The organism is Streptococcus oralis (assembly GCF_001588645.1).
In the GTDB taxonomy this organism is placed as follows: domain Bacteria; phylum Bacillota; class Bacilli; order Lactobacillales; family Streptococcaceae; genus Streptococcus; species Streptococcus oralis_AB.
Genome location: NZ_LAYF01000018.1, coordinates 17,907 through 30,727 on the forward strand (window position 1 = coordinate 17,907; position 12,821 = coordinate 30,727).

Annotated in this window: 9 protein-coding genes and 12 tRNA genes; 1 reads left to right on the forward strand and 20 read right to left on the reverse strand. The window is 43.0% G+C overall.

Features of this window, described 5'->3' with window-relative positions; genetic code table 11:
- Nucleotides 1–62 precede the first annotated feature (62 nt).
- Together A0739_RS09355 and tgt are read right to left on the reverse strand one after the other, a co-directional pair.
- Nucleotides 63–1,880 (reverse strand): acyltransferase family protein, encoded by a 1,818-nt coding sequence (locus A0739_RS09355; RefSeq protein ID WP_061587795.1) that lies wholly within the window; start codon nucleotides 1,878–1,880, stop codon nucleotides 63–65.
- Between the two features lie 133 nt (nucleotides 1,881–2,013).
- Nucleotides 2,014–3,156, reverse strand: coding sequence for a tRNA guanosine(34) transglycosylase Tgt (tgt, locus tag A0739_RS09360; protein ID WP_001285237.1), 1,143 nt, complete (start codon nucleotides 3,154–3,156; stop codon nucleotides 2,014–2,016).
- A 116-nt stretch (nucleotides 3,157–3,272) separates the two neighbouring features.
- Between tgt and A0739_RS09365 the strand changes: the two genes are divergently transcribed.
- On the forward strand, nucleotides 3,273–4,130 hold the full coding sequence (locus A0739_RS09365) for a DUF975 family protein (RefSeq protein ID WP_061587796.1): 858 nt from the start codon (nucleotides 3,273–3,275) through the stop codon (nucleotides 4,128–4,130).
- 141 nt (nucleotides 4,131–4,271) lie between these two features.
- On the opposite strand, the gene A0739_RS09370 is transcribed toward A0739_RS09365, so the two are convergent.
- From A0739_RS09370 to A0739_RS09455, 18 genes are all read right to left on the reverse strand, one after another.
- Nucleotides 4,272–5,138 (reverse strand): DUF2262 domain-containing protein, encoded by an 867-nt coding sequence (locus A0739_RS09370; protein WP_225904036.1) that lies wholly within the window; start codon nucleotides 5,136–5,138, stop codon nucleotides 4,272–4,274.
- A 143-nt stretch (nucleotides 5,139–5,281) separates the two neighbouring features.
- Nucleotides 5,282–6,493, reverse strand: coding sequence for a LysM peptidoglycan-binding domain-containing protein (locus tag A0739_RS09375; RefSeq protein WP_061587797.1), 1,212 nt, complete (start codon nucleotides 6,491–6,493; stop codon nucleotides 5,282–5,284).
- 165 nt (nucleotides 6,494–6,658) lie between these two features.
- Nucleotides 6,659–7,279: an HAD family hydrolase gene (locus tag A0739_RS09380; RefSeq protein WP_001169117.1), complete on the reverse strand. Its 621-nt coding sequence runs from the start codon at nucleotides 7,277–7,279 to the stop codon at nucleotides 6,659–6,661.
- Nucleotides 7,280–7,282: 3 nt separating this feature from the next.
- Nucleotides 7,283–8,563, reverse strand: coding sequence for an MATE family efflux transporter (locus A0739_RS09385; protein ID WP_000473978.1), 1,281 nt, complete (start codon nucleotides 8,561–8,563; stop codon nucleotides 7,283–7,285).
- A gap of 60 nt (nucleotides 8,564–8,623) precedes the next feature.
- Nucleotides 8,624–10,108, reverse strand: a complete 1,485-nt coding sequence (thrC, locus tag A0739_RS09390) for a threonine synthase (protein WP_061587798.1) — start codon at nucleotides 10,106–10,108, stop codon at nucleotides 8,624–8,626.
- A 75-nt stretch (nucleotides 10,109–10,183) separates the two neighbouring features.
- Entirely contained in the window at nucleotides 10,184–11,461 is a 1,278-nt protein-coding gene (locus A0739_RS09395; protein WP_000091647.1) for a glutamate--cysteine ligase family protein, read from the reverse strand.
- Between the two features lie 183 nt (nucleotides 11,462–11,644).
- Nucleotides 11,645–11,728 (reverse strand) — tRNA-Leu (locus tag A0739_RS09400).
- A gap of 9 nt (nucleotides 11,729–11,737) precedes the next feature.
- Nucleotides 11,738–11,809: transfer RNA gene (locus A0739_RS09405), tRNA-Gln, on the reverse strand.
- A gap of 13 nt (nucleotides 11,810–11,822) precedes the next feature.
- Nucleotides 11,823–11,895: transfer RNA gene (locus A0739_RS09410), tRNA-His, on the reverse strand.
- A gap of 14 nt (nucleotides 11,896–11,909) precedes the next feature.
- Nucleotides 11,910–11,980 (reverse strand) — tRNA-Trp (locus A0739_RS09415).
- An 11-nt stretch (nucleotides 11,981–11,991) separates the two neighbouring features.
- Nucleotides 11,992–12,072: transfer RNA gene (locus tag A0739_RS09420), tRNA-Tyr, on the reverse strand.
- A gap of 17 nt (nucleotides 12,073–12,089) precedes the next feature.
- A tRNA-Phe gene (locus A0739_RS09425) sits at nucleotides 12,090–12,162 on the reverse strand.
- 3 nt (nucleotides 12,163–12,165) lie between these two features.
- Nucleotides 12,166–12,239, reverse strand: a tRNA-Met gene (locus A0739_RS09430).
- 11 nt (nucleotides 12,240–12,250) lie between these two features.
- Nucleotides 12,251–12,340: transfer RNA gene (locus A0739_RS09435), tRNA-Ser, on the reverse strand.
- Nucleotides 12,341–12,346: 6 nt separating this feature from the next.
- Nucleotides 12,347–12,418: transfer RNA gene (locus A0739_RS09440), tRNA-Glu, on the reverse strand.
- A gap of 11 nt (nucleotides 12,419–12,429) precedes the next feature.
- A tRNA-Ile gene (locus tag A0739_RS09445) sits at nucleotides 12,430–12,503 on the reverse strand.
- A gap of 35 nt (nucleotides 12,504–12,538) precedes the next feature.
- Nucleotides 12,539–12,609: transfer RNA gene (locus A0739_RS09450), tRNA-Gly, on the reverse strand.
- A gap of 5 nt (nucleotides 12,610–12,614) precedes the next feature.
- Nucleotides 12,615–12,687, reverse strand: a tRNA-Val gene (locus A0739_RS09455).
- Nucleotides 12,688–12,821 lie beyond the last annotated feature (134 nt).

Consider the following 12,821-nt stretch of genomic DNA (forward strand, 5'->3'; position numbering starts at 1 on the left):
ATGGTATAGACCTATTTTCTATAGATATTTTAAAAGAGCTGGATTTCTCCAACTCTTTGATCTTATTTTGATTTTACAGGTAGTTCTTGAGCAGCCTTAACAGCAGCTGCAATCGTCTCTGCATAGAGTTTAGCACCTTCTTCAATCATGTTGCTATCATTCCCAAAGTGGACTTGGTCGGTTCCAGCCCAGATTTCAGGGTGTTCCTTAGCGACCTTATTCCAGTCAGCGATGCTCACGTAAGGATTCTTTTCAGCTAATTCTCTCGCATAAGCCGCATACTGCTCCACTGATGCATAAGTGTCCTTGCTCTTGTCTCCCTCATAAGGTGTCACCAGTATCAGATGGTGTCCTTTCGGTAGATTGTTAACGATGCTGTCCAAATCATTCTTATAACCTTCAGGATTGTTGACTCCCGTTGCAATGACAACTGTTTTTAGCAGCGCCTTGTTCTGACTGTTATTGAGCATGATGTCATTGGCTTGCTTGGTCGTTCGACTAACTTGGGCATTGATATTTGCTTCAGGAAGTGCCTCTTGTAAAGCTGTATTGGCACGCAAGGCTACCGAATCTCCTATTAGGCTTGTTCCCTCAGAAATTCCTAGACGACTCAGTTCAGCTTGTTCAGCAAGAGTCTTTGTTTGTCCTATATTGGTCTGGGCTTGTTTGAAACCATTGACCATCAAGTCTGTCTCAAAAGCTCCAACTTGAGGAGCCACAGCTATGATAATCAAGGTAATCAAGGTAAGAATGCCAGCAGCACCAGCACTAATTGGTTTAATATGAGGCAATCGACTAATCTTCCGTATTAAAGGATTGGATTTACCGGCAATCAATGGCTCAATAATATAGAAGGATAGGATAGCAAAGAAATAAGAAAAGATGATCGTCAGAATAACAGCAGGCAGATTACCCATCAACTGAGAAAAGATAATATAAAAAGGCCAGTGGAAGAGATAAACCGCGTAGCTGGTATCCGCTAAAAATGTAATTATCCGAGGTTCTTGTATCTCAGGCGTTTTCTCATGCAAGACACGCGCAGCAAAAATCATGGTCACTGCCGCTAAACTTGCTAGCAAGAAGCCAAATAAGTACGCAAACAGGTAAGTGAACTTGACAAAGAAAGTCAAGAGCACTAACACCAAGAGGCCTGCAATAAATACCAGTAGATTCTGACGAAGATCCCACATCCGGTCAAACTGCTTGACTAAATCGCTCGTCTGACGAACCCCCACAACTGTCGCCAAAATACTTCCTAAAAAGAAGGGATAGACATGGGTCAAACTTGAAAAGTAGACAGATGAATAGGAACTCGCCATTAGACTACCAATAAACATGGAGAAAAAGCTAATGATAAAAGCTCCAGCAGAAAGAAGAAAGACCATCCCTCTCAATTGACTACTAGATTTTGAACGTTTCGATAAGAACCAAACCGCTAAGCCCCAAAGGATATAGTAGTGAACCTCAACAGCTAGACTCCAGTTATGAACAAAGAGATGCGGAATGAACTGGGATTCATAACTTCCCCCTGTTAACATTTCGTAGAAGTTGGTCATAAAACCGAGAACTCCAGCTATCTGGCCACCAATTCCAGCAACATAGTCTTGACGAACCAAGAAAGTAAAAGGCATGGTCACCAAAACCATCAGCACCACAGGTGGCACGATACGATAAAACCGTCTCTTAAAAAAGCCCAGCAAATCAATCTGGCGTGCCTTCCCAAATTCTTCTAAAAGGAGGGAAGTGATCAAAAATCCTGAAAAAGTGAAAAAGACATCTACCCCAAAGAATCCTCCAGGAAAGATCGTTTGAAAGAAGTGGTACAAAAGTACCAAAAGTAAACCTGTAATCCTAATTAAGGAAAACCATTTAATACGCATACGAGTCTATTCTCCATTAAATTAGGAAGCAAAACACCACCTAATTTCCATTCCATTATACTCCCTATTCTATCAAAAAAATAGGAAAAATCCTAAGAGAAAACTTAGGATTTTGGCATTCTATTTTTACACTTTAGAAATTGCGCCCTGACTTGTTGTAGCCATATTTTTCTACAAAATACTCACGAAATTCCAAGAGATTGTCATCCATGATGGCTTGGCGGACCTGCTTCATGAGGTTGAGTAAGAAGTAAAGATTATGGTAGCTAGTCAAGCGGATACCAAAGGTTTCATCAGCCTTGAGCAGGTGACGAAGGTAGGCGCGTGTGTAATTCTTACATGTGTAACAGTCACACTCAGGATCCAGCGGTGTAAAGTCTTCAGCAAACTGGGCATTCTTGACAACCAAACGCCCTTGGCTGGTCATACAGGTACCGTTACGAGCGATACGAGTCGGTAGGACACAGTCAAACATATCTACTCCACGAATAACCCCATCAATCAAGCTATCTGGCGCTCCCACACCCATCAAATAGCGAGGTTTGTTTTCAGGCAGCAGTTGAGTTGTGAAGTCCAAGACTGCATTCATTTCTTCGTGCGTTTCTCCCACAGCCAAACCACCGATAGAGTAGCCAGGGAAGTCCATGCTAACAAGGTCGTGAGCTGACTGACGGCGAAGGTCTTCAAATCCTGCCCCCTGCACAATTCCAAACAAACCTTGGTCATGCGGACGACGGTGAGCCTTCAACCCGCGCTCAGCCCAACGGCTGGTACGTTCGATTGATTTCTTAACGTAATCATAGGGTTGGTAAAACTGAGGACATTCGTCAAAGGACATCATGATGTCTGAGCCCAGATTGTTCTGGATAGAGATGGCCTTTTCTGGCGATAGGAACATCTTGGAACCATTGAGATGGTTTTTAAAGGTTACTCCTTCTTCTGTGATATTTCGACTATCCGCTAGAGAATAAACCTGAAAACCACCACTATCCGTCAAGATGGGCTGATCCCAGTTCATGAACTTGTGGAGACCGCCTGCGCGTGCGATGAGTTCGTCTCCTGGACGGAGCCACAAGTGATAGGTGTTTGACAGGATAATCCCTGAACCCATCTCCTTCAACTCCTCTGGTGATTGAGTCTTGACCGTGGCTTGGGTCCCAACTGGCATAAACATAGGTGTCGGGAAGGTACCGTGCGGAGTGATGATTTCTCCCAGACGAGCTCCTGTGTGTTTCTCTTTCTTAATCAAACGGTATTTGATTGGTGAATCTGACATTTTTTACCTCCGAAGCTGGGAAAAACAGTCCCAGTTCATACTTTGCGCCCAAAGGCATACTGTATGATTTTATCAAAAAAAGCTGGAACTGTCACGAACTATGGTATAATGAGAGAATGAAATACCCAAAAATTGATTTAAAAACTATTCGTCTGCAGACGAGGCAGTTTCAGGCTGAAAATCCCCGCCTCTTTCTCGTCTATCTCTTACCTAGCATACTGGTCATCTTATCAGGCTTTCTCAACCCCTTGGCTCGTCTCCAAGAAAATGTTTTAGAGCAATCCTTTTTCAGCATGCTGGCACAAGTGCTCCAAGCCTATCTCTTCCCGCTAGTGGTTTCTTTTGTGAGCACGATTTTTCTAGCAGGTGCTGCCTTTGCGACACTCCGACTCCTCAAGGATCCTGATACAGAACTCTCAGTAAAATCAAGTCTAGCCCTCTTTGCTGCAGAGCGCTTCTCGCAAACCTTCCTAACTCTGCTCCTCAAACGTTTCTACCTCTTTTTATGGAGCATTCCAAACTTAGTAGGCGTTTATTTTCTCTTTTATAGCAATCTCTTAGCTCGGAGATTTGTCGCCCTACATCCTGAATTTCCAAAATTAGACCTCTCATCCCTTGAAACAGAGCAATTCCTTATGACCTTTGGGCTCTACTTTTTCGCGAGCCTCATCTTGATGATTGTAGGGAACATCCTCTACGTTCCGCAACATTATGCCTACTCGCAAGTAGAATTCCTCCTCTGCGACACTCTGGATTTAGGACAGGCTAAACCAATGCAAATACTTAAAACCAGCCGTTTCTTGATGAAGGGTTACAAATTCCAGCGCTTTGTCCTCGACCTACAACTACTCCCTTGGTACTTCCTCAATTGGATTACTTTTGGAATTGCTAGTTTTTCAATCCTTCCCTATATCCAGAGCAGCCAAATCATTTTCTATCGAACTTTGCTCGCTCTCAAACGCCGAAAAGTATAAACTTTCTACTATTATCTCAAAAAAATCAGCACTTTCTAAAGAAGGTGCTGATTTCAGTTATTTTTAAAATATAATGGAAAAACTCCTGTAACAGGACTAAGTTGCTTATTCACAATAAAGAAATAATCACATGCTGTCCATTTACCCTACCAAGGTCACATTTTCTATATTTCCTTCAATATCTGCCCTGACTTCTACCGCATGCCCAGCAAAAATATCCTCTTTATCTCCATAATAAAGAGTCAAATCCCCCGCTTCGCTGATAGACAGTTCCCCCAGATACAAGGAATTATAAAAATAGTCCTCTGTTAATACTTCGGCATCTCCGTCTGAAGCTAGCCAGTCCTCTGCTGTTTCCCACATCTCTTTTACTATAACGTCTCGGATTTCAGAGTCTCTTCGGTCAATATCCCTGACAAATGTTTTCAAGTAGCCAAATGATTTTGGTGGTAAGCTGGCATCTTCATTTGCATCCAACATCACGCTAACCCTGCTTCCCGCAAGATCCATACTTCCCTCAAACCATGAATAAGCTCTATTTAAAGTGAATTCGCCTATAGAATCTTTGATGACGACTGGTTTAACATATTCTGCAATCAGAGCTTCTAATCTACTATCCGACTGCCCATCTTCAATGTATTCCAGCAGACGATAACAGTTATTCGCTACTGCTGCCATATAAGGTTCTAATTGCCTTTGTGGTCTTTTCTGACATTTGATGTGATGAATCTGATAGGGCTCGAAACTATAGCTATAGAGCAAGCCCTTTTCTTCATATTCCTCTGGACTCACCAACCACTCCAAACGTCCCTCTATTTCCGAGAACTCCTTTGTCCCCACATTCACACTTGCTACAAAATGAACCGAAGGCAACTTCCATCCATTCTTTAAAACAGTCGCACCTCCCACATTTTGCAAAGTGATAATCAAGAGTTCAACGACTTCACCACAAAATTCTTTTTCAAAGTCATCAATGGTTTTCTCAAATGTTTTTTTCAAACTATTCATCATAGTGTTCTCACCTTCTACTAAAATAAAAATACTTGATTTTCAGTCAACTTCAGTTTGATTATAGCATAACTTTGAAAACATTTTGACTTAGAACAACAAAAAGAAGCCTCAACCTTATGAGTTTTCAGCTTCTTTTTCTATTAGTTCATTGATACGTGAACGTGATCATAGTGGTTTTCGGTTACGCTACCACGGTCTGGCATTGGATTCCACGTGTAGGCTGGTCCATATTTACTATCATATGGAGCGTAGAAACGTTGTTTCCAGATGATATAGTTGATACCACGGCTAGCCATATTTTTGACTGCATATTCTGCAATTTGATCTCCGAGTGCTGAACTCACTGGAACCATAAAGTCGATGGCCAAACCTTTACCATGGTCCCCACTGTCACCAGGACGGTAGCCACTAAAAGATGTAATTCCAAACAAGTTGGCTACTTCTTCTTTAAAGGCCGCTGTTTGTGGTTGAAGACCAGCATTCTCAGACTTAGCTACAGCAAGTCCTGCATAGTCAGGAGCCGCTGGAGCAGCATACGTTCTTGAAGGAGTTTGGCTTTGCTCTGCTTGATAAGTCGAAGTTGCAGTGTCAGAAGTTGCTGTTGATGCTGCTTCTTCTGTTGCACTTGTTCCTCTTGTATCAGCAGGTGTTTCAGTTGCTGGAGCAGCTGCTACTGGTGCTTCTGCTGGAGTTGTTGCTGCCGTTTCTTCAGTAGCTGGAGTCGCTGCTTGAGGAGCTTCTTCTTCAACTGGACTAGTTGTTTCTGCTACCGGTGCTTCCGCTGGAGTCGTTTCAGCTGTTTCTTCTGCTACAGGTGTTTCTGTGGATGGTGTCTCCTCAGCAACTGTCGCTGTCTCAGAAACTTCTGAACTTGGCGCTACTTCTGCTGGTTTTTCAGTCTCTGTTGCAGTTGGAGCTTCCTCAATTGGTTGAGAAAGGTCTTCTACTTGAACTGTTTGTTCATCGACTGTCACTTGATTGGTTGTCAAATCAGCTGTCGCAGTCGTCACTTCTTCACTAGCATCTGCTTGAGGAGTTTGGATTTCAACTTCCGTTACCTCTTCTGCCTCATTGACAGTTGTAGTGAGGACAGTATCTGGGAAAATCAAGTCCATATTGGTGATTTTGTTCAAATTTGCAAGAACTGTGACATCTACACCCAAGGCTTCTGCAATGGTGCTCAAGGTATCACCATACTGTACTGTATAGCTTGTTTTGTTGTCCGTTTTAGTCAAATCGTTTTGGATTTGCTCAACACTACGTGCAGTCCAAAGGACTTCTTCTGCTTGAGTTGCCAATACTGGGGCAAATGACAAGGCTACTGTTGAGGCTAAAATAATTCTTTTCTTCATTCGTTCATATTCCTTTCAAATGAGTACCTGTCTATCATAACACAAAAAAAGCAGAAAAAAAGCCCTCTCGGGCCTATTTAACAGAACTGTCCATTCCTTGTAACAAACTCGATTACTTGAAATAGTTTGTTAGGTTTCTGTCACAAAACTGACACAATCTTCTCGTCACTTATCCTCAAAAATATAAGGAATAGCTGCTAGTGCTTGAATCCTGTGATTCACTTCATAAGAAGACTCTAAAAAGTTGATGCTTTGAAGGCCACTATTCTGGGCAAATTCCACATCCAAAGTCCGGTCCCCTATATAATAGGTCTTCTCAGGATCCAGCTGATACTTGTCTAACAAATAGGTAGCCGCTTCTGGACTAGGCTTGCGCTCAAAGCCACTCTGACTGGTTAAAATCTCTTTGAAATAGGATTCCAACCCCAAGTCTCTGAGAATGGTAAAAGCATTGTCCCCCTTATGAGTATAGACAAACTGCTGAATCCCTGCTTGGTCTGCCCAAGCTAGCACTTCACTCGCACCTGACATCAAAACTACCTGAGTATTCTTCTCAGCCAGACTCTGGGCACGTACCTGGTTGAGCACTTCCGCATCCAGGTTTCTCTCTTCTGCCACCTGCTCCAGCAAATCCTGCACAGAGTACCTGAGGATAAACTCTCTCACTTTTTCCTTATCATAAGGAATAGAAAACTGAGCAAAGGCCTCCTCAATCCCTGACAAAATCGCTTCGTATGAGTCCAATAAAGTCCCGTCCAAATCCCAAATAAAGGCTATTTTTTGCATCTCCTATCCTTTCAAGCTCATATAACGCTGGTAACGGTAACGTAGAAATAACCAACGGAAACCATTATCCAAGAGAGTCCCTGCCCAAATACCAGGCAAGCCCCAACCAAGAACAATACCCATCAGATAGGCTGTCCCTATACGGATACACCACATCCCAATACTTGTCGCATAAAAGGGGAGGCGAGCATTTCCCAATCCCTGCCACACTGCCGTATATATAACTGTCCCTGTCGCCATGGGAGTTCCTAGTAGAGAGAACAGTGCCACCAAAACGCTCGCTTCAACTGCTATAGGGTCCGTCGTATAGAGATGAGTCAATGGTGTCCCCAAGGCATAGATACTGAGAGTTAAGGGCAACATGAGAAGCAGAGAAAGCCAAAAGGTTTGCTTGCTTACCTCGTCTACTCTTTCCCAGTTATCCTCTCCAACTGCTCGAGCCACCTGCATGACCGTTGCCGTAGCGACACCAAAGGCAGGCATGTAGTTAAACTGGGTCAAGACTTCTCCAACTGCATTCCCCGCTACTGCCTCCGTCCCAAAAGAAACAACCAAGGCAATGATTACTACATCTCCAGCTCGCATCATGAGACGTTCTCCTGCCGCTGGCAAAGCCAAAGTCAATAGTTCCTTATCTAAACCAAAAGTCGGTTTCTCAAAAGGCAGCTTTAATTGCGACCACAAAATCACAAGACCGACTAAGCGAGACAAGATAGTCCCCCAAGCAACACCTGCTATCCCCATATCAAGGACAAAAATAGCTAGACTTGAAAAAAGAATATTCAAGGCATTGGATAAAAGACTAACATAGAGGGGTAGACGCGGATTATGCGTTGCACGAATCAAGGCACCTAGACTCGTCATCAAGCCCAAGAGAACAATCGATCCACCCACCAAAGATAGGTAAAGTCCACCACTCTCAGCCACCTCCTGCTCAGTTCCCAAAAATCCTATCATCTCTTGCCCAGCAAAGATGGATAAAGCGCCTAAAAGTGCACTCAGCAATAGAGTTATCTTGAGAGCCTCTGTCACGTGATAAGCCAACTTGGACTGATCTTTCTGCCCCAAACTTTTTGAAATAACACTGGAGATAGCAGCTCCCAGAGCGATAAAAATCGCCTGGTAAATGGTGATAATATTGCCAGCGACTGAAACACCTGAAATAGCGATTAAGCCCAAGTGAGCGACCAAGTAACTATCCACCATGCCCATAAGCATCTGCAAAAAGTTTTCACCCATAGCTGGCAATGCAATATTAAGAATGTCTTTATTTTTCTTAAACAATCCTTCCTCCTGATGAAAAGAAACTCAGTTGGTTTCCCAACCGAGTTTACTCCCTCTGTCTTAAAGTCCTAGATAAGTCTCAACCGCTGCTTGCATGTCAGCAGCTGCCACTGTTGTTTTATGACGAACTGGAGCTGTTTCAAGGCCATCAACCGCTGGTGGCACTGCCACTCCTGAAATGTCATGTAATTGAGCCAAGGCTTCAAAGTCAGTCAAGCCTGCTTTTCCTGTTACCGCTTCTACGGCAACCACTGGGAACTTGTATGGACTAGCTGTTGATGCAATCACTGTCTTAGTCGCATCGCCAGTAGCTGCTTGGTATTTTCTATAAACAGCTGAGGCAACCGCGGTGTGTGGGTCCTCGATGTAAGCATCTGTTTGATAAACACGTTTAATTTCTGCCGCAGTTTCTTCCTCAGTCGCATATTCAGCTGCAAAGAGTTCCAGAATCGCTGCATCAAAGTCTGTCAATTCATATTGTCCTTGTGTACTCAAGGCATTCATGAGTTCAGCTGTCTTAACCGCATCATTCCCCAAAAGATGGAAAATCAAACGCTCCAAGTTTGAAGATACCAAGATATCCATAGATGGACTAGTTGTTACTTTAAACTCACGTGTCTTATCATAAACACGTGTCTTGAAGAAGTCAGTTAAAACATTATTGTCATTTGAAGCACAGATCAATTTACCAACTGGCAGACCGATTTGTTTAGCATAAAAGGCAGCCAAGATATTTCCAAAGTTTCCTGTTGGTACTGTGAAGTTGACCTTATCACCAGCCACAATCTCACCAGTCTTGACCAACTGAGCGTAGGCATAAACATAATAAACAATCTGTGGTACCAAACGACCAATGTTCATAGAGTTAGCTGATGAAAATTGCAGTTTATTGGCAGCCAATTTTTCACGAAGTTCCACATCGTTGAACATGTGCTTCACGTTTGTTTGTGCATCATCAAAGTTTCCATCAATAGCGATAACATGAGTATTGTCGCCAGTCTGAGTAGTCATTTGCAACTCTTGTACCTTGCTGACACCATCCTTTGGATAAAAGACGATAATCTCAGTTCCAGGCACATCCGCAAACCCTGCCATAGCAGCTTTTCCAGTATCACCAGATGTCGCTGTCAAAATGACAATCTTGTTCTCCAAACCATGCTTTTTAGCGGCTGTCGTCATAAAGTATGGCAAGATAGACAAGGCCATATCCTTAAAGGCAATCGTTGAACCATGGAACAATTCCAAGTTGTATTGCCCATCCAGTTTCACCAATGGCGCAATAGCTGGAGTATCAAACTTGCTATCGTAGGCATTGTTGATACAGTAGTCCAACTCCTCAGCCGTAAAGTCATCTAAAAAGGCTGATAAAACTAATTTGGCCACTTCTTGGTAAGAAGCATCTTTTAATGTTTCAAAGTCCAAATCCACCTTTGGATAAGTAAGTGGTGTAAACAGACCACCATCCGTCGCCAAACCTTGCAAAATAGCTTGGCTGGCAGTTACTGTATTATTGGCATCACGCGTTGATTGATAAACTAATGTCATGAATCTCTATCCTTTATCTATAGTCTCTTCCATTATATCATGATTTTTCAGAAAATTCTCCCTTTATAAGAGAAATTATAATCCCAATTCTTTCTTCAAAGGCTCTAAATAAACCATTTCTTGCTTATCTCTTTTCTCCAGCCCCTCCTCAGCAAGGGTGAGTAAGTCTTTAGAAAACTCGAGAACCGCAGCTTCTTCTTCATCTGTAAGTTTTTTCTTAGAAAATTGTCGTCTTAAAAGCTTATAATCACGACCAGCTGTGGTAAAAAATGGAGCAGTTCGCAAGTAAGCTTCAAGCTTGTCTAAATGAACCAACAAGCCCAAATGAAAGGCTGCAGAAGCAAAAGTCCTATCAAGCGGCTGAGTACACACACTACGAAACTCAACTGTCCCTCGAGTCGTTAAGTCTTGGTACTGGTAACTACGATGAGTTTGGAAATCTTCCTCCTGAGGATGAATTAACACCTCATCCCCATTAAGGGTAAATGCTTGGATTTCAGGTGTAGCCAAATAGTCCCTAGCCTGAATCGGATAAAAATAATAGGTCTGCCCATCACGCTCCGCAGTAAAAATCGCAGAATGATTTAAATAGTCAAAAAAATCATCCTCATCTTTAAATAGTCTAGTATTGACACCAACATTCTCTGGATAGATACCATGCATGGATTCTTCCCAAAAAATATCTCTCGAAATTTTGGTATCCCAATCTGCCCCTGAAAACTCAGAATTTGCAAACAAATAAGCTTTAGCAGCTTCAATTTGCGTAAAAGCATTGATAACACGCAGGTAGTTGAACCTTGAAATGTCTAGTTGAACCTGACTCCCACATATAAAGGCTCCATACTCAGGGAAATGATGTAAATCTGATTTAGTTACATTTCTACTCAAATTCAGATAATCCATCAACATCTGATAGCGGGGATAAGCCACTGGACAATTCTCATTTTTATCCCAGTTGGGATGAATGCCGCAGCCAACAATAGCATGATTAGCTCCCCCCAACTTATTCTGAATCGTAGCCATATAGAAGGTAAAGCGTTCTTCTACCTCTCGGATAGATTCAGCCTTTCCGAATGCAAACTCAATTGTCGTATAAGCAACCTCAAACAAGATCGTATCTTGGCTGACTGGATCAAGCAACTGAATTGGATTCCCAAAATCATCCACTTTTTCGATAGTAAAGCCCAGTACTAATGGTAAATACCGAAAGAGATCCTTAACAACTTCACCATCTGTAGCCTTACCCTCTAAATTTACAATAGGAAATTCTAACTCAATTCCAATAAATAAATCTGGGTTCTCTTTTATATTCTTTAAGTAACGTTTCTTTAGTAATTCAACAGACCGAGACATTAATCACCAAACTCTTTCATAATCAAAATAAATTGTGAATAAGTAATATTATACCAAAAATACACTAAAAATGACTAGAATAAGAAGAAAAAGATCATTCATCAGTTATCAGTACTTAAAGAAAAATATCAAAATCTTCACTAAATCAAAAAACAAGGTCCGAAAACCTTGTCTTTATTACTATACCGGCGGCCGGGGTCGAACCGGCACGTCCTTGCGGACACTGGATTTTGAGTCCAGCGCGTCTGCCAATTCCGCCACGCCGGCAAATAGTAACTGGGGTAGCTGGATTCGAACCAACGCATGAGGGAGTCAAAGTCCCTTGCCTTACCGCTTGGCTATACCCCAATAATATAAAATAGGCGAGTGATGGGGATCGAACCCACGCATGCCAGAGCCACAATCTGGTGTGTTAACCACTTCACCACACCCGCCATAATCATATTAACACGGGCAGTAGGAATTGAACCCACACTGAAGGTTTTGGAGACCTTAGTTCTACCTTTAAACTATGCCCGTAACTAAAGTAATGGAAGGGGAGGGATTCGAACCCCCGAACCCGAAGGAGCGGATTTACAGTCCGCCGCGTTTAGCCTCTTCGCTACCCTTCCAAGTTATAAATAAAATATGGCGCGAGACGGAATCGAACCGCCGACACATGGAGCTTCAATCCATTGCTCTACCAACTGAGCTACCGAGCCAAATTGCGGGAGCAGGATTTGAACCTACGACCTTCGGGTTATGAGCCCGACGAGCTACCGAGCTGCTCCATCCCGCGTTAATATAAAAAGGAGGATGTGGGATTCGAACCCACGCACGCTTTTACACGCCTGACGGTTTTCAAGACCGTTCCCTTCAGCCGGACTTGGGTAATCCTCCAATAAATAGTCCGTACGGGATTCGAACCCGTGTTACCGCCGTGAAAAGGCGGTGTCTTAACCCCTTGACCAACGGACCATATTTATAAATGGGCACGAGTGGACTCGAACCACCGACCTCACGCTTATCAGGCGTGCGCTCTAACCACCTGAGCTACGCGCCCAAGTTTTAAAAACTTGGTAATTGAACAAAGTTCAAAGCGGGTGACGAGAATCGAACTCGCGACAACAGCTTGGAAGGCTGTAGTTTTACCACTAAACTACACCCGCTAAAATGGGAGTTAACGGGATCGAACCGCTGACCCTCTGCTTGTAAGGCAGATGCTCTCCCAGCTGAGCTAAACTCCCAAAGGGTGGAGTCTAGCTCAGCCAACGGTAAGAAACTTCGTTTCTCTCATCCGCCGATTGTAATTTCGATTTCCTCTCAATTACAACTAAGCTAAACTCCCTCGAGCTAAGCGACTTCCATATCTCACAGGGGG